The 26,867-nt window shown below is 64.1% G+C and carries 24 protein-coding genes; 17 read left to right on the top strand and 7 right to left on the bottom strand.

Annotated features, from left to right (window positions below; genetic code table 11):
* Positions 1–42: 42 nt before the first annotated feature.
* From AC2IPW_RS19925 to AC2IPW_RS19910, 4 genes are read right to left on the bottom strand one after another with little or no spacing between them, the layout of a single operon-like run.
* Entirely contained in the window at positions 43–1,656 is a 1,614-nt protein-coding gene (locus AC2IPW_RS19925) for an ArnT family glycosyltransferase (protein WP_486375475.1), read from the bottom strand.
* On the bottom strand, positions 1,653–3,086 hold the full coding sequence (locus AC2IPW_RS19920) for a glycosyltransferase (protein WP_003939564.1): 1,434 nt from the start codon (positions 3,084–3,086) through the stop codon (positions 1,653–1,655). The genes AC2IPW_RS19925 and AC2IPW_RS19920 overlap by 4 nt, the downstream gene beginning before the upstream one ends.
* A complete protein-coding gene (locus AC2IPW_RS19915) occupies positions 3,071–4,579 on the bottom strand; it encodes a hypothetical protein (RefSeq protein ID WP_486375474.1) in 1,509 nt (502 codons plus the stop codon). Before AC2IPW_RS19915 ends, AC2IPW_RS19920 begins: the two co-directional genes overlap by 16 nt.
* Complete coding sequence (locus tag AC2IPW_RS19910; RefSeq protein ID WP_486375473.1) at positions 4,549–6,522, bottom strand: hypothetical protein; 1,974 nt, start codon at positions 6,520–6,522, stop codon at positions 4,549–4,551. The genes AC2IPW_RS19915 and AC2IPW_RS19910 overlap by 31 nt, the downstream gene beginning before the upstream one ends.
* A 131-nt stretch (positions 6,523–6,653) precedes the next feature.
* On the opposite strand from AC2IPW_RS19910, the gene AC2IPW_RS19905 reads away from it, so the two are divergent.
* The 4 genes from AC2IPW_RS19905 to AC2IPW_RS19890 all read left to right on the top strand — a co-directional run bounded on the left by AC2IPW_RS19905 (position 6,654) and on the right by AC2IPW_RS19890 (position 8,541).
* Entirely contained in the window at positions 6,654–6,815 is a 162-nt protein-coding gene (locus AC2IPW_RS19905) for a hypothetical protein (protein WP_193788730.1), read from the top strand.
* 219 nt (positions 6,816–7,034) lie between these two features.
* Positions 7,035–7,340 carry an Rdx family protein gene (locus tag AC2IPW_RS19900; RefSeq protein ID WP_486375472.1) on the top strand — a complete coding sequence of 102 codons (306 nt, stop codon included), beginning with the start codon at positions 7,035–7,037 and terminating at the stop codon, positions 7,338–7,340.
* 170 nt (positions 7,341–7,510) lie between these two features.
* Positions 7,511–7,663, top strand: a complete 153-nt coding sequence (locus tag AC2IPW_RS19895) for a hypothetical protein (RefSeq protein ID WP_160320122.1) — start codon at positions 7,511–7,513, stop codon at positions 7,661–7,663.
* A gap of 47 nt (positions 7,664–7,710) precedes the next feature.
* Positions 7,711–8,541 (top strand): hypothetical protein, encoded by an 831-nt coding sequence (locus tag AC2IPW_RS19890; RefSeq protein WP_486375471.1) that lies wholly within the window; start codon positions 7,711–7,713, stop codon positions 8,539–8,541.
* Between the two features lie 229 nt (positions 8,542–8,770).
* On the opposite strand, the gene AC2IPW_RS19885 is transcribed toward AC2IPW_RS19890, so the two are convergent.
* Positions 8,771–8,947, bottom strand: a complete 177-nt coding sequence (locus AC2IPW_RS19885) for a hypothetical protein (RefSeq protein WP_486375470.1) — start codon at positions 8,945–8,947, stop codon at positions 8,771–8,773.
* Between the two features lie 260 nt (positions 8,948–9,207).
* Here AC2IPW_RS19885 and AC2IPW_RS19880 point away from each other — a divergent pair, with 260 nt between their 5' ends.
* The 4 genes from AC2IPW_RS19880 (at position 9,208) to AC2IPW_RS19865 (ending at position 13,743) form a co-directional block, all read left to right on the top strand.
* Complete coding sequence (locus AC2IPW_RS19880) at positions 9,208–9,858, top strand: hypothetical protein (protein ID WP_017681459.1); 651 nt, start codon at positions 9,208–9,210, stop codon at positions 9,856–9,858.
* 109 nt (positions 9,859–9,967) lie between these two features.
* A complete protein-coding gene (manB, locus tag AC2IPW_RS19875; protein ID WP_486375469.1) occupies positions 9,968–11,047 on the top strand; it encodes a mannose-1-phosphate guanylyltransferase in 1,080 nt (359 codons plus the stop codon).
* Between the two features lie 42 nt (positions 11,048–11,089).
* Positions 11,090–12,331, top strand: a complete 1,242-nt coding sequence (gene manA, locus AC2IPW_RS19870) for a mannose-6-phosphate isomerase, class I (RefSeq protein ID WP_486375468.1) — start codon at positions 11,090–11,092, stop codon at positions 12,329–12,331.
* A 92-nt stretch (positions 12,332–12,423) separates the two neighbouring features.
* Complete coding sequence (locus AC2IPW_RS19865) at positions 12,424–13,743, top strand: UDP-glucose dehydrogenase family protein (RefSeq protein ID WP_486375467.1); 1,320 nt, start codon at positions 12,424–12,426, stop codon at positions 13,741–13,743.
* Between the two features lie 23 nt (positions 13,744–13,766).
* Here the strand turns inward: AC2IPW_RS19865 and AC2IPW_RS19860 are convergent, their stop codons facing one another.
* Positions 13,767–14,699 carry a UTP--glucose-1-phosphate uridylyltransferase gene (locus AC2IPW_RS19860; protein ID WP_486375466.1) on the bottom strand — a complete coding sequence of 311 codons (933 nt, stop codon included), beginning with the start codon at positions 14,697–14,699 and terminating at the stop codon, positions 13,767–13,769.
* 798 nt (positions 14,700–15,497) lie between these two features.
* Between AC2IPW_RS19860 and AC2IPW_RS19855 the strand changes: the two genes are divergently transcribed.
* From AC2IPW_RS19855 to AC2IPW_RS19815, 9 genes are all read left to right on the top strand, one after another.
* Complete coding sequence (locus AC2IPW_RS19855; protein WP_486375465.1) at positions 15,498–17,039, top strand: sugar transferase; 1,542 nt, start codon at positions 15,498–15,500, stop codon at positions 17,037–17,039.
* A 138-nt stretch (positions 17,040–17,177) separates the two neighbouring features.
* Positions 17,178–18,509 (top strand): UDP-glucose dehydrogenase family protein, encoded by a 1,332-nt coding sequence (locus AC2IPW_RS19850; protein ID WP_486375464.1) that lies wholly within the window; start codon positions 17,178–17,180, stop codon positions 18,507–18,509.
* A gap of 77 nt (positions 18,510–18,586) precedes the next feature.
* On the top strand, positions 18,587–19,717 hold the full coding sequence (locus AC2IPW_RS19845) for a glycosyltransferase family 4 protein (protein WP_486375463.1): 1,131 nt from the start codon (positions 18,587–18,589) through the stop codon (positions 19,715–19,717).
* A gap of 39 nt (positions 19,718–19,756) precedes the next feature.
* A complete protein-coding gene (locus AC2IPW_RS19840) occupies positions 19,757–20,632 on the top strand; it encodes a glycosyltransferase (protein ID WP_486375462.1) in 876 nt (291 codons plus the stop codon).
* A complete protein-coding gene (locus tag AC2IPW_RS19835; protein ID WP_486375461.1) occupies positions 20,625–21,743 on the top strand; it encodes a glycosyltransferase in 1,119 nt (372 codons plus the stop codon). The genes AC2IPW_RS19840 and AC2IPW_RS19835 overlap by 8 nt, the downstream gene beginning before the upstream one ends.
* Positions 21,744–21,779: 36 nt before the next feature.
* A complete protein-coding gene (locus AC2IPW_RS19830) occupies positions 21,780–23,159 on the top strand; it encodes an O-antigen ligase family protein (RefSeq protein ID WP_486375460.1) in 1,380 nt (459 codons plus the stop codon).
* Positions 23,153–24,400, top strand: a complete 1,248-nt coding sequence (locus AC2IPW_RS19825) for a hypothetical protein (RefSeq protein WP_486375459.1) — start codon at positions 23,153–23,155, stop codon at positions 24,398–24,400. Before AC2IPW_RS19830 ends, AC2IPW_RS19825 begins: the two co-directional genes overlap by 7 nt.
* Positions 24,401–24,404: 4 nt before the next feature.
* Complete coding sequence (locus AC2IPW_RS19820) at positions 24,405–25,559, top strand: glycosyltransferase (protein ID WP_486375458.1); 1,155 nt, start codon at positions 24,405–24,407, stop codon at positions 25,557–25,559.
* Positions 25,560–25,623: 64 nt separating this feature from the next.
* The gene (locus AC2IPW_RS19815) at positions 25,624–26,163 is read left to right on the top strand and encodes an acyltransferase (protein WP_486375457.1); all 540 of its coding nucleotides are present in this window, start codon (positions 25,624–25,626) and stop codon (positions 26,161–26,163) included.
* Positions 26,164–26,280: 117 nt separating this feature from the next.
* Here the strand turns inward: AC2IPW_RS19815 and rfbC are convergent, their stop codons facing one another.
* Positions 26,281–26,865: a dTDP-4-dehydrorhamnose 3,5-epimerase gene (rfbC, locus tag AC2IPW_RS19810; RefSeq protein ID WP_486375456.1), complete on the bottom strand. Its 585-nt coding sequence runs from the start codon at positions 26,863–26,865 to the stop codon at positions 26,281–26,283.
* Between the last annotated feature and the right edge of the window lie 2 nt (positions 26,866–26,867).

Here is a 26,867-nt window from a genome sequence, read left to right as displayed (position 1 = left end):
TCGGGGTCGGTGCAGCGATGGTGGCACGCTGCCCGCCGTGCGTCAACCGATCCGGTACAGACGCCAGGTCGGCTGGTTGTCACCGTCGTTGGGGATCTCCAGATCGAGGGTCGCGATGTCGGCGCCGTTCTCGAAAACGGTGGGGTAGCGGCGGTTCACCGCATCCGACACGCCGCGGCCCTCGTTCGGCACGGTCAGCAGATAGCGCACGCCGTTCGCCGCGGGATCGTTGAGGATGCGGGTGAAGTCGGCGTCGGAGGGGACGACGAACTGCTCGGGCCGGTCGGTGGCGGTGAGCACCGCGAACCCGTACACGGTGTCCATCACCACCGAGCCGTCGGGCAGGTCGAGGTCGTCGAGGTAGTCGGCGATGCGGCGTTCCGTGCCGAACGAAGCGATGATCCGGTTCTCCTGGTCGCGCAGCTCCGACGTGTCGTCCGGGTCGGGAAACAGCACGGTGCGCAGCGCGTGCTGCTCCTGCGAGAGGTTCGCATCGCCCATCGCGACGAACGTGACCGGCACCGACACCGCGAGCGCGAGCGCCCCGACCGGCGCGAGGGAGCCGTGGTCCTGCGGGCGCGCCGTCGCGTGGGCGCCGAGCCGGCGTGCCTTCAGCTGCCCGCGACGGGGCGCGAGCTGCACCACCCACATCGCCGCCAGCGGCACCGCGGCCAGGTAGAACCGCAGGAACGGGAACGTCATGCCCCGGAAGTACGACAGGGCCGCGAACGCCAGCACCGCCCCCAGCACCACGAACGGCACGACCGGCTCGAAGTCCCGGCGGCGCCACGCCAGCACCGCGACGACCGGCGCGAGCAGCGGCAGCGCCGGTCCCAGCACCAGGATCTCGGCGACGGAGAACGCCAGCGCCGCCAGGCCCCCGGCCGAACCGCCGCCGCTCTGCTCGAGGATGGCCGCGTTGCCGTACGCCGACGAGAACTGCTGCAGCGCTTCGCCGGTGATCAGCCAGCTCGTCGCCGCCCACACCAGGAACGACAACGCCACCGGCGACGCGACGAGGATCGCGTCGAGCAGCGCCGGGCGCCACCCACCCGTGCGCCACCGCGTCACCGCGGCGACGAGGACGGTGACGGCCGCGCCGACGGCGAGCGCGTCGTACCGCGCCAGATACGCCAGGCCCACCGCGATCCCGGCGACGGCGAGGTCGTGCACGTCGTCGGTGCTGATCCACCGCACCAGCCGGCGGGTCGCCCAGCACAGCAGCATCAGGAACGGTGCCTCGCTCATGCCGTTGGCGCCGTAGTACACGATCATCGGGTTCAGCGCGAACAGCACGGTCACCGTCCACACCAGCCACGGCGACGCCCCGCGGTCGCGGGCGAACAGGTGCACCTGGGTGACCGCCCCGGCCATGAACGGCGCCGACATCACCACCGCCGTGATGCCCCACCGGGTCAGCGCCGGCCACCAGTCCGACAGCGCCACGAGCGGCAGCTGCAGCAGCGCCGTCAGGGGAGTGAACACGAACCCGATCGCCGCCAGGTGCGGATCGCGGCTGTGCAGGGCGCTGCGCGCGGCCGCCACGCGGCTGAGCGAATCACCCTGGAAATAGGAGACATCCAGCGCGAGATACAGGCCCACCGCCGCATACAGCAGGCAGGACAGCCAGAACACCCGGGCGGCGCTGCTCCTCATGAGGACAGCCCGTGGAACGTCTTCTCCCAGTAGGAGGGATTGCGGATCAGCTGGTAGGTGCCCTTGATCGCCGCGACCGACATCATCAGCCAGTACAGCGGCACGGTCAGGCACGCGAGCCACAGCGCCGAGTTGCCGGTCTCTCGGCACGCGACCAGGTTCATGTACAGCACCGCGGAGTTACCGAACACCAGCGAGATCAGCGCGGGGAAGTACACGTACCACGGGAAGATCTCCTCGACCAGGAACGGCTGGCCCAGCAGCCAGGAGATGGTGATCAGCCAGAACACCATGTTCAGGCACGCGATGATCGGCGTCCCGGCGAGCAGGGTGGTGAACCGCAGCATCCCGACCGTGCCGATGCCCCGCCACAGTTGTACGGGCCGGCGCACGTGCACCAGCCACGTCTGCAGATATCCCTTGTACCAGCGGGAGCGCTGCCGGATCCAGTTGATCGGATCGCTGTTGGCCTCCTCGAGCGTCGTCGAGTCCAATACGGCCGTACGGTAGCCCGTCTCGGCGATGCGCACCCCGAGGTCGGCGTCCTCGGTGACGTTGTACGGATCCCACGCGCCGATCTCGTCGAACACGCTGCGCCGGATGTGGTTCGACGTACCACCCAGCGGGATGGGCGAATTCGAGCGCATGAGCCCGGGCAGCACGAAGTTGAACCACAGGGCGTAGTCGGCGGTGAACCACCCGGTGAGCATGTTCTGCGTGCCGTTGTGGAACGCCAGCTTCGCCTGCACGCACGCGACGTCGTCGCCGAGCCGGTCGAACGCCACCGCCACCCGCCGCAACTGCAGCGGCTCCGGCAGATCCTCCGCGTCGAAGATGGTGACGATGTCGCCGGTGGCGAAGTGCAGCCCGTAGTTGCACGCCTTCGGCTTGGTCCGCGGATCCGCCGCCGGCACCAGCAGGATCTCCACGATCTCGCCGAGGCCCGCCTCCTGCGCCGCGGCGATGGTGACGGCGTCGTCCTCCTCGAGGAGCAACAGCACCTGCAGCTTCTCGGCCGGATAGTCGATCGCGGTCATCGCCGCGATCAGGTCGCCCACCACCTCCGGCTCGTTGTAGGCCGGCACCAGCACCGTGTACGTCGGCAGGTCCTGCTCGGGCACCGCGCGGGCCACGTCGTCGTCGACGGTGAAAATCGCGTCGCGCGCCAGGCCGCGGGAGAACAGCAGCAACCGGTCGGCGAGCGTGGCGATGTACCCGGCCGTGCACACCGCCGTGAGCACGGTCAGCGTCGGGATCGTCGCGACCACCAGCGCCAGGACCGCCACGGCGACCAGGCTCAGCGTCAACCACTTCTGCCACGGCACGAACGCCACCGATGCCGACGACAGCGGCCGCTTCTCCCGCAGCCCGTACACGGCGTCGTGCAGCGCCGCGGCCTTGAATTCGTCGTCGACTAGATTCCGCGCCACTGTGCCTCCACCAGATCGCGACCCAGTTCCGTCAGCAGGTTCAGATCCTTGTACTCGGGGTCGGAGTCTTCCACCGACGCCCCGCCGCGCAGGAACACCGACAGCAGCGCGCTCGCGTTCGACGCCATGTTCGGGGTGGGCTGGGGGAAGGGGGCGTCGAGCTCGTGATTGTCGACGGTCAGCAGGCTCACCCGCTGTGCGAGGGCGTCGCCGCGTGTCCAGATGAAACTCATCAGGCTCCACGTGAGCAGCAGCTCGTCGTCGACGACGGTGAAGAAGTCGGCCTGCACACCCCGGCCGAGATCCACCCGGATCTTCGGGCTCACCCGCGCCTGTCCGAGGTCGTACGTGGTGTGTACGGGATACACCTCGAACACCCCCACCCGCCGCACCTGCAGGGTCTGCACGGCGACGGTCCGCGGCCGCGAGAGCCGGTCCCAGTCGGCGCGCGGCTCGACGGCGCGGATCATCTGCCGGCGCAGCTGGGCCGTGGACCCGAAGTACCTTCGCGGCCAGTCGTAGTCGATGGACTCGAGTTGATACCACCCGGCGGGGACGACCTGGCTGACGCTGCCGCTCGGCGGCGGGCCCACCGACACGGGCGTGAGCTGCTGATCGGGCAGCGGCGCCGCGGCCAGCACGACGGTCGCCGGCACGATGAGCAGCAACGTGCGGGCCGCCTCCCGCGGCGACACCGGGTTCGGCGGCAGGGTCCGCGGCGCGAGGCCCCGGTACCGGTACAGGTAGAACGCGGCGCCGACGACGAGCGCCGCCACCGCCGACGGCACGATCTGCGCGACGGCGACCCGCGCATCCGGGTAGCGGGTGGTCACCGCGACCAGCAGCGCCAGGCCGAGCAGCAGCGTCGCGCAGAAACCGATCAGCGCGCGGCGCCGGGTGCGGCCGACCGCGACGGCGATCGCGAGCGAACCCAGCAGCACCATCAGGAACCCGGCGGCGAACTTGCTGCCCCCGAGTTGCACGAGCATCGCCCGGTAGGCCAGCGGCGAGGTGCCCAGCAGCAGCAGCCACACCGGCCAGTAGCGGGAGGCGACCCGCAGCCCGAACAGCAGCACGCACATGCCGATCACGAACAGCCACGCGGACAGCACATCCAGGTGCATCATCTGGTAGTTCGGCCCGTACCGCGGCAGCAGCAGCCACTTGACGGCGATCGCGATCAGCAGGACGGCACCGCCGACGATCCGGTCGGTCTGCCGGTCGTGGATCGGCAGTTCGCCGTGCCGGCGCCGGGTGACGCCCTCGGCGGCCAGCACCGCGAACGGCGGCACCAGCGCCACGTAGCCGCCGCTGGTGCCGCGCGCGACCTCCTCGACCAGCGCCTGCCACGTACTCCAGTAACCGATCAGGGTCGCGGCGACGACGATGGCCCAGCGGGCACTGGTGTGCGCGAACAGTGCGGCGCGCTCGGTGGTCGTCATGGTGCTCATGGCGGGTCCGATCAGTGCGGGCGCGGACGGCCGCGACGCCATCGCAGCGCGCCGATCAGCGCCGCGGCGAGACCGGCGGCGAGGACGAGACCGCCGCCGACGAGCACCCACCTCGTCGAGACGGCGAGGGACTGCTGCGCGGTGGTCTCGGTGGCCGGGTCGGTGAGCGCGAGTTCGACGGGATCGCGGTCCGCGGTGGTGAACAGCACGTCGCCGTCGAGCTCGGCCCAGCGTTGCGGTTGCGCGGCGAGCCAGCCGAGGGTGCGGTCGAGTTCGGCGGGCACGTCGGTCGCGGTGGCGACGAGGACGGCACGCTCGCCGTCGCGCGCCACCTGCAGCGACGCGAATTCGACGTCGGTGGGGAAGGTGACGGTGGTGGCATCGCCGGTGGCCGGATCGACGAGTTCGAGGGTGCGGCCCTGCGTGCCGGCCAGCGGCAGCTCGAGCTGGTCGGGGACGCGGCCGTCGGCGGCGACGACGATGGCGGGGGTACTGCCGGTGGCGGCCTCGTCGAGGCTCACCCACTCGGGGTCGAGCGGCACCGACGTCAGGCCCTGCAGCCCGGCCACGAGCGCGACGGCCCGTGCCGTGTCGGCGATCCCGGCCTCGGTGGCGGCGACGTTCACCTTCGGCAGCAGCGCCTGCGGCAGCGACCGGAACCCGCCGGGCTGCGGCGGATCGGCGGGTTCGGTGGTGACGCGGCTGCCGGCGTCGACGGTCAGCGTCATCGGCTGCTCCAGGCCGCACTGGTGGGTGCCGCCGGTGGCGCGCAGGGACACTACCACGTCGGTGACCCGCCCGAGCACGGTGTCCGGCACGGTGATCCACCGATCCAGGCGGCCCGTCGCGTCGGCGGGCCACGAGTCGACGACCGTGTCGCCGACCGTCACCGACACCAGGCCGCCCTCGGTCGTGGGCAGCGGGGTGTAGGAGCCCTGCAGGTTGATCCGCAGATTGTGGGACGGCCGTCCCAGACGGGTCTGGTCGATGCCGAGCGGCACCTCCACCACGCCGACCCCGGTGTCGGTGAGGGCCCCGAGACCCAGTTCGCCGAGGGTCGTCGCGTCGGGGGACAGCCGCGGCGGTGAGCCCAGTGTGCCGACGGTGGCGGCCGAGGCCACCGCGACCGACGAGATGTCGCTCGTGAGGAGGCGGGCCTGGTTGCGCAGCGCGTCGGCGTTACCCGTCACCGCCAGGGCCGGAACGCCGCCGGGCACGTCGACGAGGGTGGCGGCACCGTCACCGTCCGTTTCGACGATCGCGATCTGCCGGGTGAACGGGCCGGCCGGGGCAGGGGGCACCGCGTCGTCGCCGGGCAGGGGCTGCACCGTCACCCGCAGTGGCCGGCCCGTGTACTGGGCGGTGACGGCCGCGGTGAGATCGAGCGCGGTGGCCGACTCGGCAGGGGTGGGGTCGGCGGGCAGTGCGAGTTCCAACGACTCGAGGATCGGCGGCAGGAAGTCGGCGACCACGGCGGGTGGGGTCGGTGCCCCGGTGTAGCGGACGCGTCCGTCGCGCAGCACCACCGAACGATCCGTCCAGTCCTCGGGGCAGATGCCGTCGAACGGCAGCAGGTGGACGGTGAGGGTGACGGTGACGGCGCGATCGACGATCGGTGCCGCCTCCAGGGGCAGCGACACCGGCACCAGGGTTCCGGCGGCGGGCAGGTCGATGCGGGCGAGCAGCAGGCCCTGCGACTCGACGTCGATCCAGCCGCGGGAGACGTTGGCGGGCATCTGCACCGTCGTGTCGAGCGTGGCGGGCCGCAGCCCGTCCGGCACCGGGACGGTGAGGGTCGCGGTGTCGCTGTGGCCGCGGAAGGCGACGGTGTCGCCGAATCCCAGCGTCTGCGTGCCGAAGACGACGTCGCCGGGCGGGTCGACGGGGTCCTGCGCGGCGGCAGGTCCCGCGGCCAGCACGGTCAGCGCGGCGAGGGCGGGGACGAGGAGGGCGTGTCCGGCGCGGCGAATTGTCTGGGTCGGCACGTCGGGAACTTTACGGTTGTTCGGTACGGAATGTGGGACAAGTGGGGCAACGCCGCGCTAGGGTGACGCAATATCGGTCACACTTGCGTCCGCGTTACCCATCGGCGACGAACTTCGTACACACTGGGTGTATGTGGTGGTGGGTTGCGGCGATCCTCGTCGCCTGGCTGATCGTCTCGCTGGCGCTCGGCTTGCTGCTGGGCAGGGTCCTGCGCGTCGCCGACACCGAGGAATCCCTCGTCGAAATCCAGCGCGCCGAGCGCGAACGCGACCGTCACAGCACCCAGTCCTGACCGCGCGTCACCGCCTCGACCGGCACAAGATCATTTGTACTCGCGAGTAACTATCTATAGGACTAGTGTTTCCGTGTCGCCTTCCTGTCCCCCCTGCGAAGGCGACAACTCGCGAGCCGGTTACCCCCCATCACCGGCTCGCGACGAGGCCCCGCCGATTCGCCACCACGGTCGGCGGGGCCTCACCTTCTTCGAGCGGCCGGCCGATACTCTCGGGCGGTGACCGAGCCGCACACCGCACCCCGCATCACCATCACGTACTGCACACAGTGCAACTGGCTGCTGCGGGCCGGTTGGATGGCACAGGAACTGCTCAACACCTTCGGCACCGATCTCGGCGAGGTCGCTCTCGTTCCCGGCACCGGCGGGATCTTCGTCGTCACGGCCGGCGACCGGACGGTGTGGGACCGCAAGGTCGACGGCGGTTTCCCCGACATCGTCACGCTCAAGCAGCGGGTGCGCGACGTCGTCGATCCCGAACGCGATCTCGGGCACGGGGACTCCGCGCGCCGGGCGCAGGACTAGGATTTCCACGGCCGTATCCGGCACCGATGTCGTCGTCACGGCCCATTTCCGGCCGTGCCCGTGTTTTCGATCGTCGTCGGCGGGTGGTGCGCGTGCGGTGCGCTGTATCGATACCCAGTCGTTGTGGCTGCGCAATGTCCGTCCCCGGATTTCGGGAGCACACTCAGGCCATGCCAGTCGGTCAGAAGTGGTGCGAAGCCGAGAACGAATTCTTCCCCGCGGAGGAGTTCCGGGGCGACGTGCATATGCACTGCCAGGGCCGAGCGTGGGGAATTCCGGACAGTTACGTGATGCCGTCCAAGTCGGCCGAGGAAGCGGATTGAGATCACCGCTCGCCGTGGTGCGATCGTGGTGTCCTGCCACGAGGCGATTGCAGGAACTCGAACGGCTCCGGTTGGAGGCCGAGCGTGCGGAGGAGGATGAGCGCCGCGCCGCACTCGACAAGGCGACGACCGATTTCCAGATGGCCGGCTGGGCTGCCGAGTACGAACTGCGGAAGGTGTTCCAGGAGAACCTGTACGACGCATCGAAGGGCGGCTTCGAGCGGAGTCGCGACAGCGCGAAATTCGTGCAGACCGCCGCCGCTGCCATCGGAACCATCTATATCGGCGTGCTGGGTGTCTCGTTCTCCGTCACCGACAATTCGCTACCCCTGCGCGGGGTCTTCGCCCCGCTCTTCCTGGGTATGGCCGTCGCCTTCTCCGGGTTCTATCTGGCCTTCCTCATGCCGGCGAGTCGATCCACGTTGCAGCCACCGGTGGGTACCCTGCACAACCACCAGATGCAGAGGTTGATCTTCTTCATGGAATGGGTCAATCGCGCGACGGGGCAGCGACGGTACTTCATTCAGGCGAGTGTGCTCAGTCTGGCGGTGGGGCTCATCTTCATCGTCGCCCCTTTCGTCAGCAGTCCGCGCCCTCCCGACATTCCTGCCATGCCCACCCCGCCGACCGCGCCGGCCGCGACAGACCCGGCTCTGCAGCCCCGCGCGGTCGAATTGTTCCTCATCCAAGTCGACGAATTCCGGCGGGCGGTTCTCGAGCGAAACAACGCAATAGCGGAATCCGCGCAACAGAGTGTCGAATTCGAGAAGCGGGAAGGTCGTTTGAATGCGTGGTCCGCGGCCCTGGCCGGGGTGGGCCTGATCGTCGTCCTCGTGGTTCCGGTCTTCTTCTCGCGGGAGCGCGCTCCAACGCCGTGACGTCGAGAGCCGAGCACTGCGGGTGCTGCACCGTCGCCCGGCCGGCCACCGCAAGTGCGGCTACCGGGAGTACCGATCTGCTTCCCTACATCCTTCCCGCTGCACTCTGCGTGATCTCATCCGGTTCCGGTAATTGCGCCCTCGTTCCGCTTCCCGCGCCGGGCGGCGTGATCGGCGCTCCCGATCCGGCGCCCCTTCCCGTGGCCGGGTAGGACCGAGGCGGACGTGTTCAGACTCCGACCGGCGCACGGACGATCGTTTCGGGCCTGGTCGGTTCGGCCGGCACTTCCGTGGCACGCGCCGGGCGGGACCGTTCCTCCCTGAGCCGGACGGCGTCACCGGCCACGACCGCGACCAGCACCGACAGCGCTGCCCACAAAACCAACAGGCACAAGACGATGTCCATGGGTCGAACCCTAAACGATGCCGACCCGAGTCCATCGTTTCGTCCTCGGCGACGGGCGCGGACTGGAATAGTCCGCTGAAACGACACCGAGAGTGCAGATTGGAGGCGTGGGGTGCGGGCGCGTGGAGCGCCGCCGGAAACAGACCGACCGACTCGCATGTGAGGCCGCCTCGGGTTACGGTGTCTCCGAACATTCCGACCGGGGGGTCGAAGTGGACGCCGCGACTTCTCGCGGAGACGCCGTACTCGAGGGAGCTTTGATGCAATCCGTTCTGAAGAAGACTGCCGTGACCGTGGCCGGGGTGGGAGCGCTGGCGCTGTGCGTGCCGGGGACCGCGTCCGCCGCAGGCAATCCGAACGTCTCGGCCTCGGGCACGCCGGGCTCGATCACCGTCGACTTCGACTTCGCCGGGGTCGACGTGTCCGCCGGCGTCACCTGCGTGTCGTACGTGTCGACCAAGCAGAGCGGTCTCGACGCCGCCGACCCGTCGGGCCGCGCGGACGCGCAGGCCCCGGGCTCGAAGTTCTCCATCGAGAACACCAGCACCTCCGCGATCACCTTCGTGCAGGACGGCCAGCCCGTCTCGCAGGGCCCGCAGCCCATCGCCGCCGGCACCTACTACGTGTACTGGGGTTGCCAGGACGCCGCCGGCACCCAGTGGGACAACGTCGGCCTCCGCTCCGGAGCGCCGTTCCAGGATCCGATCGTCGTGAACATCGCCGGTGACGGCGCCGCTCCGGCGCCTGCTGCCCCGGCCGCGCAGTCCGCGCCGACCAAGTCCGAGGGCACCGTGCCGCAGGCCGAGACCGAGGACGGGCCGAGCACCGACGACATCATCGACACCCCCGAGGAACTGATCGGTCTCGTGATCGACCTCTTCGGCGGACTGCCGGACCTCTCGCAGAGCTGATCCCGAGCGCCCGCTGGCGGCATCCCTCGACGGGATGTCGCCACGGCGTGCTTCCGGGACGACGACTTCGTGCGCGCACGTCTCGCTCATGCGTCGCACCGGGGGAATCATGAATGCAGAACACGCACCGGATGCGGTGATCCTGGTCGGAGGTAAGGGAACCCGGCTGCGTCCCCTCACCCTGTCGGCTCCCAAGCCCATGCTGCCCACCGCGGGCGTGCCGTTCCTGACGCACCTGCTGGCTCGGCTCGAGGCAGCCGGCATCACTCACGTGGTGCTCAGTACCTCGTTCAAGGCGGAGGTCTTCGAGGAGCACTTCGGGGACGGCACGAGCCTCGGCCTCGAGATCGAGTACGTCACCGAGACCGAACCGCTCGGCACCGGCGGCGGCATCCGGAACGTGCTCCCGCAGCTGCGCGCCGACAACGTCATGGTGTTCAACGGCGACGTGCTCGGCGGCAGCGACCTGCGCGAGATCCTGCACACGCACGAGACCAACGACGCCGACGTGACGCTGCACCTGGTGCGCGTCGCCGATCCACGGGCTTTCGGGTGTGTGCCCACCGATTCAGAAGGACGGGTCACGGCGTTCCTGGAGAAGACGCAGGATCCGCCGACCGATCAGATCAATGCGGGCTGCTACGTGTTCCGCCGCGAGTGGATCGAGAAGATCCCGGCCGGACGTCCCGTCTCGGTGGAGCGAGAGATGTTCCCGGCGTTGCTCGTGGACGGCGCACGCGTGTTCGGGCACGTCGACTCCGCCTACTGGCGGGACATGGGCACGCCCGGTGACTTCGTGCAGGGCTCGTCCGACCTGGTGCGCGGCATCGCGCCGTCGCCGGTGCTCGCGGGGGAGTGCGGCGAATCCCGCGTGCACCCCACCGCTCGGGTCGCGCCCGGCGCGATGCTGATCGGTGGGACAGTGATCGGCCGCGACGTCGTGGTCGGCGGCGGTGCCCGCCTGGACGGTGTTGCCGTGTTCGACGGCGCGCGCATCGACGCCGGGGCGGTGGTGGAGCGGTCGATCGTGGGATTCGGAGCCCGCATCGGGCCGCGCGCACTCGTCCGGGACGCGGTGATCGGCGACGGCGCCGAGGTCGGTGCCCGCTGCGAGCTGCTGCGCGGAGCGCGGGTGTGGCCGGGAGTCGTGTTGCCGGACGGCGGGGTCCGATTCTCGACCGACGTGTAGCGACGTGCAGGACAAGCTGATCCGGTTCCGGAGAGGAGTTCGATGTATCCGCTTCGCGGGGCCGTTCGACACTATTCGTGGGGTTCGCACACCGCGCTGGCCGAGCTGACCGGCCGGCCTGCGCCGACCGAGGAGCCGGAGGCCGAGCTGTGGCTCGGTGCCCATCCGGTGGCCCCGGCGACGGTGGACACCGAAGATGGCGCGGTGCCGTTGTGCGATCTCATTGCTCGCGACCCCGAAGGTCAGCTCGGACCGGACTGTGCTCGGCAGTTCGACGGCCGGCTGCCGTTCCTGCTGAAAGTCCTCGCGGCCGAGCAGCCGCTCTCGTTGCAGGCGCACCCGAGCGGGGCGCAGGCCCGGGAAGGTTTCGCGCGCGAGAACGCGGCAGGAATTCCGCTGGACGCCCCACACCGGAACTACCGCGACGACAACCACAAGCCCGAGATGGTCGTCGCGCTGAGCAGATTCGAGGCGCTGGCCGGATTCCGGGTACCCGCCGAGACGGTCGAATTCCTCCGCGACCTCGGGGTGTCGGAGCTGACGCCGTACGCCTCCGAACTCGGTGACAACCTCGATGCAACAGGACTCCGCGCCCTGTTCACCGCATGGATGACGCTGCCGACCAAATCGCTCGTGGGGCTGACGGACGCCGTCCTCTCGGGCTGTGAGCGCTACCTCGAAGCACGATCCGGGTCGGAGAACGAGTTCACCGTCGCGGCGCGGACGGCCATCGAGCTCGGTCTCGCGTATCCGGAGGACCCCGGCGTCCTCGCCTCGCTCCTGCTCAACCGGGTGAGCATGGAGCCGGGTGACGCCCTGTTCCTCCCGGCGGGCAACCTCCACGCGTATCTGCGGGGCACCGCCGTGGAGATCATGGCGAACTCGGACAACGTGCTCCGCGGCGGGCTCACGTCCAAACACGTGGACGTGCCGGAGCTGCTGCGCGTGCTCGACTTCGACTCGGTGGGTGTGCCGTGGGTGCGCGCCCGCCGCGACGGACACGAACGCCTGTACGCGCCGCCGGTGCACGAGTTCGAGTTGTGGCGGGTGAGGCTGCACAACTCGGGCACGCCGGAACCCGCCACGGCCGCATTCGCCGGCTCGACCCCACGGATCCTGCTGTGCGTGCAGGGATCAGTGCAGCTGCGGTGTGACGATCGGATCTTGAACCTCGGGCAGGGCGAGGCGGCGTGGGCTCCGAGCTCGGACCCCGAACTCGTCGTCCGGAGCTCTCACGCGACGGTGTTCGTGGCAACCTCGCCGGTTCGGTCCGAATCGGCCTGATCGGCCGACAGCGCCTACTCTTCATGCACTGTTGGTTCAGACCTCAGCGTGCATCGGTGTGCTGAACACCCTTACTGGGTACCTCTGGGTGCATGCGCTGCACAGTCTTCGGCACGGGATACCTCGGCGCCACTCATGCCGCCTGCATGGCAGAACTAGGGCATGACGTCCTGGGCGTCGACATCGATGCCGGGAAGATCGCGAAGTTGGCGGCAGGGGAGGTGCCCTTCTTCGAGCCCGGACTCGAAGAGACACTGCGACGCAATCTCGACAGCGGACGGCTGCGTTTCACGACGTCCTACGCCGAGGCCGCCGACTTCGCGGACCTGCACTTCATCGGTGTCGGCACGCCGCAGAAGAGCGGTGAGTTCGCCGCGGATCTGTCCCAGCTGCATGCGGTCGTCGACGCGCTCGCCCCGCTCCTGACCCGCCCGGCACTGATCGTCGGGAAGTCGACGGTGCCCGTCGGAACGGCCGAGCAACTGGCAGAGCGCGCCAGGAGCGCCGCCCCGGCCGGAGGCGACGTCGAGGTGGCGTGGAACCCCGAATTCCTGCGCGAGGGGTACGCCGTGCGCGACACGCTCACCCCGGACCGGTTGGTCGTCGGGGTCGACCGCAGTCGCGGCGGGCGAGCCGAAGCGACCCTGCGCGACTTCTATGCATGCCAGATCGCCGAGGGCACGCCCTTCCTGGTCACGAACATCGCCACCGCCGAACTCGTGAAGGCTGCTGCGAACGCATTCCTGGCGACGAAGATCTCCTTCATCAACGCCGTCGCCGAGGTGTGCGACGCGAGTGGCGCGGACGTAGTCGAGCTGGCCGACGCGCTCGGCTACGACGCCCGGATCGGACGGCGATTCCTCAATGCCGGACTCGGATTCGGAGGTGGGTGCCTCCCGAAGGATATTCGAGCTTTCATGGCGAGGGCCGGCGAGCTCGGCGCCAACAACGTTCTGCACCTGCTCCGGGAGGTGGACGGCATCAACATGGGGCGTCGCAGCACAATGGTGGAGATGACGAGGGAAGCCTGCGGCGGATCTCTCCTGGGCACCCGCATCGCAGTCCTGGGCGCGGCCTTCAAACCCGACTCCGACGACGTCCGGGATTCCCCGGCACTCAACGTGGCGGGACAACTTCAACTGCAGGGCGCAGCCGTGACGGTCTTCGATCCGAAGGCAATGGAGAACTCACGACGGCTGTTCCCCACCCTCGCCTATGCGGCCGACATCCCCGAGGCATGCAAGGGAGCCGACGCAGTCCTGGTGCTGACCGAATGGGAGGAGTTCAGGGCCCTGGATCCGGAAGAGATCGGCGCAGTGGTTCGAGCCCGCACCGTTCTGGACGGGCGTAACTGCCTCGACGCGCAGCGGTGGCGTTCCCATGGCTGGCGCTATCACGGCATGGGCCGGTAAGCAGTTCGCCGGTGGCCCAGCCCCTACTGCTGTGCGTCGGGGTCGATCTGCTTGAGCCGGTCCGTCAGCCATGAGCGCAGCACCGGGCCGTACTCCGGGCTGGCGAGGGCGGAGTCGACACAGGCTCGCAGATAGCCGCCGGGATTGCCGAGGTCGTGCCGCGAGCCACGGTGGACCACGACATGAACGGGGTGACCCTCGTCGATCAGCAGCGAGATGGCATCGGTGAGCTGCAGTTCGCCGCCCACCCCGGGCTTCACGCGGCGCAGCGCATCGAAGATCGCGCGATCGAGGAGGTAGCGGCCGGCCGCGGCAAGGGTGGAGGGCGCGTCCTTGAGTTTCGGCTTCTCGACCATGCCGAGCACCTTCATAACGTCGGGGTTCGCGACGCCCGGATCCTCCTGGACTTCGAAGATGCCGTACGAGCTGACCTGGGATTTGGGCACGTCGATGGCGCACAGGACAGTGCCACCACGCTTGGCGCGGACACGGGCCATCACCTCGAGAACGCCGCAGGGCTGGACCAGGTCGTCGGGAAGGAGGACCGCGATGGCGTCCTCGTCGTCGTCGAGGGCCTGCTCGGCGCAGCCGACGGCGTGCCCGAGCCCGAGCGGCTCGGCCTGCACGACGGATTCGACATCGAGCAACCTCGGTGCCTTGCGCACCTTTTCGAGCAGGTGGTGCTTGCCCTTCGCTTCCAGGTGATTCTCGAGAACCAGGTCCTCGACGAAGTGCGCGACCACGCCGGCCTTGCCCGGTGCGGTGACAATGACGAGGCGGCCCGCACCCGACTCGGCGGCCTCCGACGCGACCAGTTCGATACCGGGAGTGTCCACGACCGGCAGAAGTTCCTTGGGAACCGTCTTCGTGGCGGGCAGGAACCGCGTGCCCATGCCGGCAGCCGGCACCACCGCCGTCTTGAACACGCACGGATTCTCGGCGATCAATTCGCCCATGGCGACACCTCGTCTCTCGAATGGGCCACATCGGATATTCGTTCGTGGACGTACCCGTGGCAGCGGGAATATCGATCGGAATAGGCACGCGCCGAGTGGTTGCGGTGGGGGAGAGTTCCCGCAGTAATGCGCGATCGTGCGGAGTTTAACGCATCGGGTGAAATTCGCGACCTCACTCGGGCGACTCAGTGGGACACCGGGGTAGCGAACGGGGACGTCGTCGATGACCTTCGAAGGTTCTTCCAGGTCAAGGCATGTCAGTCTCGCCGGTTGACCTCCAGGAGACCTGCCCGCAATGCCGCGCCCGAGGACCCGGCAAGATCCGCTGCTTCGCGATTCGAAATCTTCCACGGCCGATACTCGTTATGTACTAGCGTTTGCATCCTTCTGTCTGTACGTTCCGGAAAACTGGTCATGCGTCCAACTCGACGCCGAATAATCCCTCGCAATGGCCGCATGTGACATTTCACACTGTAACGAAGAATCGCTTGCAACCGAACGGTCGCCGCGGCTAGAGCATGAACATACCGTCTGACCTGGTACTTCCTGAGAAGTTACTAAGAAGTAGGTAGTTTTCGCAGGTCAGCGGGCACCAGCGTCAGTCCCAGTCGTGTCCCGATCGAGATGCAAGTCGCGGCCGAATGACCCAAGATGTTCCTTACCGAGGGCAACGCAGGTTTGAGATGTGTGCGGTACGGGGAGGTACATGCACACCATCGATGCCGTCCGCGTGTTCCGTCCGAGGTGATCGCACCAGTACGGGCAACTCGCCCGTGTGGGGCTCGGGGAGGGAACGGAATGAATTCAGCAGTGGAGCAGTCGGACCGGGTACGGACCGCGGCCGACTCCACGAGGGAGGCGCCGGCAAGGCACGGCCCTTACCTGGTCGGAGACCGCTCCGGCAACACCCGATGGTCGTGGCAAAGCGCATACGTTCGGCGCCTGTTCTGGACCGACAACGTCACCGTCGTCATGGCCGTCGTACTCGCGCATCTCGTTCGCTTCGGGGAATCGGACCTGCTCGCGGCCACATCGTTCAGTGAGTTGAACTACGCCGTAGTGTCGGTGTGTCTGGCTGCGGCGTGGATCGGGACTCTCGCACTCTTCCGCACCCGCTCGCGCCGCGTCATCGGCAGCGGCTACGAGGAGTACCAGCGCGTAATCTCCGGAACGCTGCGGCTTTTCGGCGCTATTGCGATCGTCTCGCTGGTCTTCAAGCTCGACCTGGCCCGCGGCTACCTCGCCATTGCTCTGCCAGCCGGGCTCATGATGCTGATCTTCAGTCGATGGATGTGGCGCCGGGTGGTGGCACGAAAGCGGAGCCGCGGCGAGTTCCAGACGTCGGTCCTCGTGGTGGGTGGCGAGCACGCAGTACGCCACATGACGCGAACCTTCCAGCGCGAAGCTTCTGACGGATACCGAGTCGTCGGTGTCTGCGTTCCGCGCTATGCGGGTGCACGCGGTGAGTCCATCGAGGTGGACGGAAACCGGATCGCAATCTACGGCGATGAACGGTCAGTCGTCGAAGCCTTGGCCGAATCGGGCGCAGACACAGTCGTGGTAACCGCAACCGAGACCCTCGGGCACGAGGGCATCCGCGACTTGGTCTGGGAACTGGAACCGTATGAGGCGGATCTCGTCGTCGCCACCGGTGTTGTTGATGTGGCGGGGCCTCGCATGGAGATGCGTCCCGTCGCCGGCCTGCCGCTTATCCATGTGGAGAAGCCCAGCTACCACGGAGCCAAGCGCAGCGGAAAGCGCGCGTTCGACTTGGTCTTCTCGCTCACGGCTCTCGCGCTCTTGGCTCCCGTGTTCGCTCTCGTGGCGCTCGCCATCAAGCTCGACAGCAAGGGCCCGGTGTTCTATCGCTCCGAACGCATCGGTCTCGACGGCGAGCCCTTCGGCATGATCAAGTTCCGGTCGATGGTGACCGACGCCGACAAGCAGGTGACCGCGCTTCTCGACCGAAACGAGGGTGCCGGCCTGCTATTCAAGATGCGCGACGACCCGCGAATTACCCGTGTCGGCAAGTTTATTCGCCGATACAGCATCGACGAACTTCCGCAGTTCATCAACGTCGTCCGTCGAGAGATGAGTGTTGTTGGGCCGCGGCCGCCACTCCGCAGGGAGGTCGAAAACTACGATGGCGTGATTCGCCGTCGACTCTTGGTCCGGCCAGGAATAACAGGATTGTGGCAAGTCAGCGGACGATCCGACTTGTCGTGGGACGAGTCAGTCCGACTGGACCTGTCATATGTGGAGAACTGGTCAATGATCAGCGACCTGCTGATTGTCTGCAAGACGATCAAGGCCGTGGCGGCAAGTGACGGGGCCTACTAACGGCCCATTCCACCCGGAAACCATCCGCGTGCAAGCTACTTCAAACGACATCTAAGCGGGGGTGAGTCGACCATGTCGATCGCTCTGCAGCGAACTACCCAGTAGGAACCGACGACCAGTGAAAGGCCGCACGTCGAGATGAGCTGTCGAATTGCAGTGTTCGGTACCGGCTATCTCGGTGCCACGCATGCTGCGTGCATGGCGGAGTTGGGCCATGACGTAGTCGGAGTCGACGTGGACTCGGAGAAGGTGTCCAAGCTGCAGAAGGGTGAACTACCCTTTTATGAACCGGAACTCGAGGACGTGCTGAAGCGAAATCGCCAGGCCGGACGCCTGCGATTCAGCTCGTCATACGAGGAAGCCGCAAATTTTGCCGATGTCCACTTCATCGCCGTTGGCACTCCGCAGAAGAAGGGTGAACTTGCGGCGGACACCTCAGCGGTGGACACAGTTGTAGAGGTACTTGCGCCCCTCCTAAATCGACCGGCGCTAATACTGGGAAAGTCTACGGTGCCAGTGGGGACAGCGCACCGCCTTAATCAGCGCGCGCGCGACCTGGCTCCAGTCGGTCGGGAAGTGGAAGTTGCATGGAACCCGGAATTCCTCCGAGAAGGCTACGCAGTCGAAGACACGTTGCGCCCTGATCGAATCGTATTGGGGATTCACCAGCGTTCTGGCAGTTCCGCAGAGGAACTTGTCCGGGATATATATTCTTCAACTATCGAAACTGGAACGCCGTTTATTGTAACCGACCTAGCGACCGCAGAGTTGGTCAAAACCGCCGCAAACTCCTTTCTTGCGACAAAAATCTCATTCATCAACGCAATGGCAGAAGTCTGTGAGGCGTCCGGTGCGGATGTAGCAGTACTGGCTGACGCAATTGGGCTTGACGACCGAATCGGCCGGAAATTTCTGAACGCAGGAATCGGATTTGGTGGTGGATGTCTCCCGAAGGATATTCGAGCTTTTATGGCTCGTGCTGGCGAACTGGGTGCCGATCAAGCCCTGACATTCCTTCGTGAAGTCGACAACATCAACATGCGTCGACGCACCCGGGTGGTAGATATTGCTCGGGAGGCAGTGGGCGGGAGCCTGATTGGAGCTCAGATAGGGATTTTGGGTGCAGCATTCAAGCCGAATTCTGACGACGTTCGGGACTCGCCCGCCCTCAATATTGCTGGACAACTTCAGCTGCAGGGTGCCACGGTGAGTGTCTACGACCCCAAGGCTATTGAGAACTCAGTGAAGCAATTCCCAACACTGAGTTATGCGGTTACTGCCCTAGATGCATGCGCAGGCGCCGACCTTGTGCTCGTCTTGACTGAATGGGACGAGTTCAAAGAAATAGATCCGCGTAGTCTAGCGAAGCTCGTCCGCACCCGGTCCATCATAGACGGCCGGAACTGTCTTGATCCCGCTCGTTGGATCAACGCCGGCTGGCGGTACCGGGGCATGGGACGCGCGATCTAGTACTGCAAATGACGGAAACCGCACTGATCGGTAATTGCAGGGACCCTGTAAGCGAACTTAACTAGAAGGGCCATTTTATGCAGCGGCGCGTCCTGGAAAGCGCAAAGGGGCACGTCAGAGGTGGCCGTGTCCCTTCGGTGCTCCACATCACGGAGGCTCTTGGGGGAGGTGTTCAATCAGCACTGGTGAATTACGCGCGCGCGCTGCCCGAGTACATGCATGCCGTGGTTGCTCGCGAGCGCCCGTCGCAAGGTACGTACGCCTGGCCTGAGAACACAACATTGACGATGATAGATGGCACAAAGCTCGGGTTTTTACGGAAGGCGGCTTCCGTAGCGAGAGCGAGCGACGCCGAGTTGATTCATCTGCATTCCAGCTACGCGGGCGTGCTGCGGGCACTCATCCCGGCCTCAATTCCTATAGCCTATTCCCCGCACTGCTATGCGATGGAGCGCCTTGACATGGGGAATACTGCGATCAAGTTAATTGATCTCACGGAAACGTTACTCACTCGTTGCCGAACCCAAGCTATCGTAGCCGTCAGTGCTCACGAGGCGACCATTGCGAGCCGGCTTCATCGAACAACGCCCGTGTACATCGTGCCGAATCCCCCGCCAAGGCTGGAGGGGAATATTCGTGGCCATGACGCGAATAATCCTTCTGGGAGATTCCAAATATGTGCAGTAGGTCGCCTTTGCCCTCAAAAAGACCCAGACTTCTTCGCCGAGGCCTACAAGATGCTAAGTGAGGACGGGGTACGTGCAGTCTGGGTTGGCGACGGAGATATCAAATTACGGGCTCAACTCGAACGTGCAGGGGTAGAAGTCACAGGATGGATTGATCCGCAGTCGGCGCGAGAAGTCGTCGCGTCATCATCATTATATGTCCACACCGCACGATGGGAGGGGGCGCCGATCTCGGCTATAGAAGCTGCGCACGCGGGCGTGCCGGTACTTTCACGGTCAATTCCAAGTATGTCCTCACTTGGATATGCGCTACTTGGCACTTCACCTCTTGAGATGCGGGACAGTGTACTTAGATTCCGAAATGATGACGCATATTCACAGTATGTGCGCGAAAGGACGCGATCCGTTATGGAGTCGAACAATTGGCAGCTCATGGCTGAGGGCTTACGATGTGCGTACTTGCAACTCACTGGTAGGGAAGAGATGGAGACGGATCGAACTGCAACTGCAAACGGCAAGTAGTGGTCTGGCAGAAGTGAGGTAGTAAGAAGCTAAAGAGACATGTACGCCGCAGTAGTTATCCATTATCGCCAGCCCAAACTCCTCGAAAGCGCTCTACGTGCGCTTTGGGCGCAGACCCTCCGCCCAAGCGAAATAGTCGTCGTTGACAATGGACGGACCCTCCGCCCCGAACATCTGCCTGCCGAAATTCAACCGCCTCCGAGAATCTATTATGCAGATAACCCAGGGTACGGGGCTGCGGTGAACATCGGGCGCGGTGCTGTAAGTCACGCGTCAGAATATATGCTTGTAGTTACACACGACGTTCTGATGGACGGGAATTGCGTCCCGGCGATGCTCGAGCTAATTCGCAGCAGCGAGGATGTTGGTGCAGTCGGGCCCGTCCTGGAACGCGCGTCTCAACCAGGAACGATCTACTCGGGCGGCGGGCGTGTCAAGTTCGGTGGCCGAGTTGCGCATATGACGGATATTCCGACCGCCTCTCGGGTTGTGCCGTGGGTCGACGGAGCGATCATGCTACACAAATTAGCGGCTTTTGACGGAGTGCGTGGATTTAAGGAACAGTACTTTCTCTACTTTGAGGAGGTGGACTACTGCCATAGGCTCGCAGATTCCGGTGCATCTACCGTGATATGTGCGGAAGCACGCGCAGCGCAGGAGCCCGGAAATTTCACCCCGTATCTCAAGTTTCGAAATCAGATCTTGTTCTCAGGAACAAGATTTGGCCGGCTTCAGACTGGGATTGCAGTGTCTTATCAGTATGTAAGGAGCGTCGTGGGGTGTCTCCTGCGCCGCGACTTCTTGGGACCTGTTTGGGCCGGCCTGGGGATACGCGACGGCATCTCTGGGAGGGGAGGGCCTCCACCACAAGACCTCCGCGAGGCGATCTTTCACGATTGGAGACGCAATGGTTGAATCGGTGTGTTTCCTTCTGGGAAAGCACCCAGAAGAACGCCAGGGCGGGGATGTGGCGGTCAGTCGACTCGTGATGAGACTCGCAGCGGAGTCGTATTCTGTGAGTGCGCTCGCATATGTAGAGATCGCAGGCAATGTCGGGAAGCGTGGCACGTTCACAGGTATTCAGAAGCCTCCGCTCCGACCCGGTCACGTCGCCTGGAATGTCCTGCGTTCGAGGCGGAGTACGATCCACTGTCGATTTGACACGGACGGGTTCAGACGTGCCGTCGAACGCACCGACGCGGACAAGCTCGTGGCAGAACACACGTACATGGCCGAGCCCGTTCTTCGGACACTCGGAGGTCCCGACCGCTTATGGATCAATACTCACGTGTCGGAGGCCGACGTCCTAAAGGGAAGCGGCGGGATCCGAAAGCTCGAGGCGGAAGCCGTGCTTCGTGATGAGTTGCGAGTCGCGAAGGCCGCGCAGTCTGTCGGGTGCTTCGACGATGACGAAGCAAACAGATTCCGGGAGGCGGGAATCACCTGGCTGACATCTCTCGACGTCACGTTCGAACCCGCCGCTAGATCGATTGATGTTGTGAACTCACCTCGGAACATGCTCTTTATCGGTGACCAGACGTGGGGTCCGAACTTTGACGCGGTCCGGCGACTCTACCGGATCTGGCCGTTGGTTCGAACCCGAGTCCCCGATGCAAGATTGAAGATCGTCGGCCGGCCAGATCCGCGACTTCGAGCACAAGCCCCGGAGGGTGTCGACGTCCTCGGCTTTGTTGATGACCTCGAAGGGGTGATGCATGCGTGTCGAGCACTGGTCGCACCGATCAGAACGGGCGGTGGAGTTCGGGTCAAAATTCTCGAGGTCAGTGCGCGGGGTCTTCCGGTCGTAGGCACCGAGGCTGCGGTTGGGACGCTCGGTCGAGTGCTGAATCTGACCCCGTATCGGTCGGAAGATCAGATCGTCGAGAGCTGCGTCGCGCTTCTGATGGACAGGCATCGTGCGGCGCGCGAAGGTGCCGATCTTTATGAACGGAATCGCGCCAACTGGGAGTCCGGGGTGCCCCAAGACTCTGTGTCCAAATGGCTCGGTTTCCGGAGATCGGTCTAGTCGATGACATTCACAAACTCACCGGCGCGTGTTCGAATGTCCGCAACTCTTGGAAGTTCCGACGCGTTGTTTGGCCTTGCCAGCTTTAGTGCACTGGCGGCTGTTGCGGCGCTGTTCGTGGTTGTCGGAGACCCAGTTCACCTGCTGTGGGTATCGGTCTTTGCGGTGACCGTCATCTTTGTCGGGAGCGCTAACATCCAGTCGGCGACTCTTGTCACTATGTGTGCGAGCGCAGCAGCTCTCACAGGGATTCCCACTTTTGGCCCGACATACCTATTCAAAGCCATTCCGAGCCTGGCAATGTGTGTACTAGCGGTAGTTGTGTTCCTGCGCGTGCGCAACCGCCGAAATTGCGGACGGTACATGTGGGTCGTCCCACTATACATAATCGCCACCATCCTAGTTGGCGCCACTCGGGGCGAGATCGATGCCGTCAATGCCGCGCTTCTACAATTGGCAGCCGTCCTGCCACTCGTGATGCTGTATCCAATTGCGGATCGGACTACCGTTCTTCGCTTTCTGCGATTCTTTATTGCGATTGCTGTAGTAGAGGCACTGTTGGGGATTATTGAAATCGCGCGCCTGTCGCGGCCGGCCTGGGGATACCTCGGAGACGTCAACGAGTACGAAAAACAGAATCAATTCGTGCAGTCGTTTGATCTACGCGGGATGGGGACTTTAGCGCACCCGATCCCGTTGGGTATGATGTGCGCCTTCTCAATCGTGTTGTTGATTCAGTTGCCGGTTTTTCGCTCTCGTGTCACGACGATGATCGCCATCGCGGTTCTTTCTGCAGGCATACTTGCATCCGGAACGCGAACGGCAGCTCTCGCGTGTGTGGCTGGTGTTATCGTCGCTGTCCTCCATATGCGCTCATCGAAGCGGCTGGCCTGGACCTCGGTTCTTACTGTATTCGCAGGTGTTCTGATCTTGTGGATCGACATCGTTCGGATTCTCGGCTTCTCGGGGATCGAAGCGACACACTCCTTCACTCATCGACAGGACGGCTGGCGGGCGTGGCCAACCCTTTTCTCCCGCCCAGTTACCCACGTCGCTATGGGAACTTCCGAGCAGGAACGGAATGAACTTGAAGCATTTAGCTATCTAAACTCAGGGTTCGCCGCCGTGGATAATGCCTGGGTTAGTGTCACTCTGAGTTGGGGGCTAGTTGGCCTCGTGTCGGCCGCACTCGTATTTCTGGTTCCGATGCTCCGCGTGCGGGATTCTCGTCCGCTTATTGCGATGCTATTTGTGTTTAGTTTCTCGTTCGACCTGCTCGTGTGGAATATTGGCTTGTTCGTGCTGTTGGTTGCGATCCTGGCGGGCAGTTGGTGTACCGCCCATCCAGGTGAATCAAAGGCCAACATCCCTGACGGTCGGGTGCACAAGCGGGACCTCGAAGCTTCGACATGTTGAAACTTGCTAGGCCAAACTCGAAGACTATTAATGTTGTGGCAGCAACGGGTGCCTCGCAGTTGGTCGCGGCTCTCGGCATCGGCATGATCCCAATACTTGGCCGCGACTTTCGAGATGTGTATGCCATCGGATTGCAGGTCGGTTCAGTTGCCGTAAGCGGTATCGCGTTAGGGGTGGTATACAACCTCGCGATTGGTCGCCCTGGTTTTGACGCGTGGCGTGTATGCAAGGCGTTCGCTCTTGCCTTCTCAACTGGTCTAGCGATTGTTACCATACTCGTGCTTACGTTGATTGGCTCTATACAGGCCGACAATATCGGCGTATTGCAATCTGCGGTTATACTGGTCCAAGGGGTAGGGGGCGGTATCCTCGCGTTGGCCGCAATAGATGGCGTGAAATGGGCGTGCCACGGTGTTCCAGCCCCCTTGTCGGCCGTCTCAATTCTCCCCAATGTCGGCGTGGCGATCTGCCTTCCGATCGTTTATCTGCTTGCCGATCGTTCTCAGGTTGTCTATCTTGCTCCTTCTCTTGGATGGCTATTGGCGGCGTTAGCCACGCTCTGCCTCTTCCGGAAGAGGCAATCTGCATTTTCACGGAGCGGTTCAGAGACTCCCATGCTTAAGGATGGCAATGATAGTTCGCTGTTCGAGCATACGGTCGCACTAGTAGCTGGTGTTGCGGCAAGTTCCGTCCTCCCGACCCTTATGCTCGCCGCTGTGACCCAACTTGGGGAAGGTAGTGCATCTTGGGTCTTCGTCGTAAGCAAAGTATGTGCGTCACTTATCGGCCTTGGCGTTAATTCTGTTCTGCTTGCCCGGTACAATTGGGAGTTCGCGGGATGGGTCCCTGGAAGGTGGACCCTTGGAATCAGCGTCGTCTCGGGAGTTTTGCTAGGCTCTGCCGCGTTCGCTAGTCGCGCTCAGTCCTTTCCTGCATATTTCATGATTGTGAGTGCGTGGACCTTGCTACTTACGGTCTCTGCACTACTTTTGCGCGAGGTTAACGCTCGTAGAGTCGTCCGGGCGATTTCGTCGAAAGTCATTGTTGATCTCACTTTATCCTCGGTCGGGCTCATTCTCTTGATGATTCGGCCTAGTATTGCGGGGTACTTTGCGGTGCTGTGCCTCTCGCAGCTTGCGACTGTCCTGGTATGCAGCCTTGGTCTTCGTCAATATGCTCTTTCTTGGATCAGTGCGGCGGGCGTCCCAGTATGTCTGTACTTAATCGTGAATGGGTGGTGATCAAATGCCTGGTGCCGAGAACGGTCAGCGGGATGCTCGTCTGTTGGTGTTGAGAGTCTACGACTTTGCGCGCACGGCACACTTGGAGCGTTTGGATACGCTGTATCCGGGTGAGCTAATTTTTCGGCGGAAGTACTATGACTTCGATGAGTCGCTTGCCCGGAGGGTGCATGCGCGGCAACTTAGCAGGTTTCAGATTGGATGGTACGTGTTCCGAAGCAGGGCCGACATTATCGAGATTAATGAACCGGTTTATGTGAGTGCATGGCCGACAATAATCGTCGTGCTCGTGGCTACAATGTTCTCTAAAATTGTCCGCCGACGGCGCCCCGAGATTGTGGTCTACGCGATTGAGAACAAGAGTCCGGTGGAGGCTCTGGTTGTGCGTGCAAAATTTCCCATTTTTCTTGCCGAGTTTGTCGTGTGGATGGTGGTTTCGATACTAATACGAAGGGTCCGGCGAGTCGCCTTTGGAACACATGGCGCTTGTGCGCTCTACCGAGAAGTCCTGGGGCGGGACTTCCTATTAAAGTCCATTGAGTGTAGGCATTTTCCGGCCTTGCCGCAGCGATGTAATTGTGCCAGTGAATTTCTGAAGTCTCAGTTTGAGGTTGTCTTTGTGGGTGCCTTTGAGGATCGAAAGGGCGTATTTAAGTTAATGGACGCGTGGGAATTGGTCGTGCAAATTGTTCCCACGGCCAGTCTTACCTTGGCTGGAAAAGGTGAGAGTGTCGATCGCGTCACCGCTTGGAGTAGTGCACATGAAAATGTATCAATTTTAGTTGATCCGTCCCGTCGACGTATCCATTCGCTGCTTAGAAGCGCACACTGCTTGGTGTTGTTATCGCAACCTAGTCGTGGTTGGCGGGAGCAGGTTGGCCTGCCGATCTTGGAGGGTCTCGCGCACGGATGCGAAATTGTGGCGAGCACTGAAACAGGTATCGCATCTTGGCTCACTGATCACGGGCATGTGGTGCTCGAACCGTCAGCAACGAGTGAGGAGCTGGCGCTTAGTATTGTCTCTGCGTTGCGAGCGCGGCGCACGTACGAAGACGTCTGCGCGTCGCTGCCTGCGGTTGATACTCGAGTGGAGGCCGACACCTGGTTGGTCTTAGGTGGTTGCGATCGGTGCGATGGAAGTTCAGCATGCGGACCGTAGGTGCCGTCCGCGGAGATGGAGATTCGCTGTGGCGCTGGTGATGATATGACTGTTCGCCGCTCGAATGGCAAGCTTCACGAGGAAGGGCAATTCGATGTCTGTACGGGTAGAGTTGCGGAGTTTCTGGCGTGATCTGTTTATAAATCGCGTGCTTGGTTCATCATTGCTTCCAAAACCGCTGCGGTGGAGGGCTATGCGGATCGCGCGGTTCCCGGTTGATAAGTGTTCGGTTCCACCTGGTACGTTCTTTGGTAGTACTCGTGTTCAGATCGGAGAGGGGACGCATATTAGTTATGGCTGCGTTTTCGATTCGCTTGACTGGATTACGATCGGCAAGAATTGTGATATTGCGACGTGTTGCCTGTTTATAACAAGTACTCATGCGATCGGGGGCCGCGAGCGACGGGCAGGAGAATCCAAGCATGCGCCAATCGTCATTGAGGATGGGTGTTGGATCGGCGGCGGGGTGACGATTCTCCCAGGCGTCAGGATCGGAGCGGGAACGATTATTGGCGCAGGCAGTGTGGTCATTCGCGATTGTGAGGCAGATTCAGTATACGTCGGGGTTCCGGCGGTCCGAAAAGGTCCCGTTGTGGTTGCGTGAACCTTAGCTGGTTCGTGTTCGATTCCTGGGGTGGGCACCTGCGAATCGGGATTGCGTCGCGGACGGTATGAGCTGACTGTTGATGCGGAGCGATGTAGCCCTTCCTGCCGGTAGGAGTTACTGTTGGCGCGGCAGCGACCCGGCGGCGACCACGTCGGCGAGCGACGGTGCGGCCTTGTCCTTGTCGGAGAGTTCGTAGTGCAGGGGTGTCCCGTCGCGGCCGGTGGTGGGCCAGTCGATGTCGATCTGAGGGTCGAGGGGGTCGATCTCGTGCTCGCGGTCGGGGTTGTAGGTGGTCGAGCACAGGTAGACGACGGTGGAGCCGTCGGCGAGGGAGCAGAAGGCGTGGCCGAGGCCTTCGGTGAGGTAGAGGGCGCGGCGGTCGACGTCGTCGAGCAGGACCGCGTCCCACTGGCCGAAGGTGGGTGAGTCGATGCGCAGGTCGACGGCGACGTCGAGGACCGCGCCGGCGACGCAGGTGACGTACTTGGCCTGTCCGGGCGGGACGTCGGCGTAGTGGATGCCGCGCAGCACCCCGGCGGCGGAGACCGAGCAGTTGGCCTGGGCCAGGTCGAGCGGGCGGCCGGCGGCGTCGGCGAAGGTGGGTTGTTTGAACCACTCGTAGAACACGCCGCGGTCGTCGCCGAACTGGCGGGGGGTGATCTCGAAGGCGCCGGGGATCTTCAGTTCGCGGTAGTGCACCG

It is taken from the genome of Rhodococcus sp. NS-SX18 (assembly GCF_057367935.1).
Note: the sequence above shows the minus strand (reverse complement) of the source record. Positions and strands in the feature narration are given on the sequence as shown.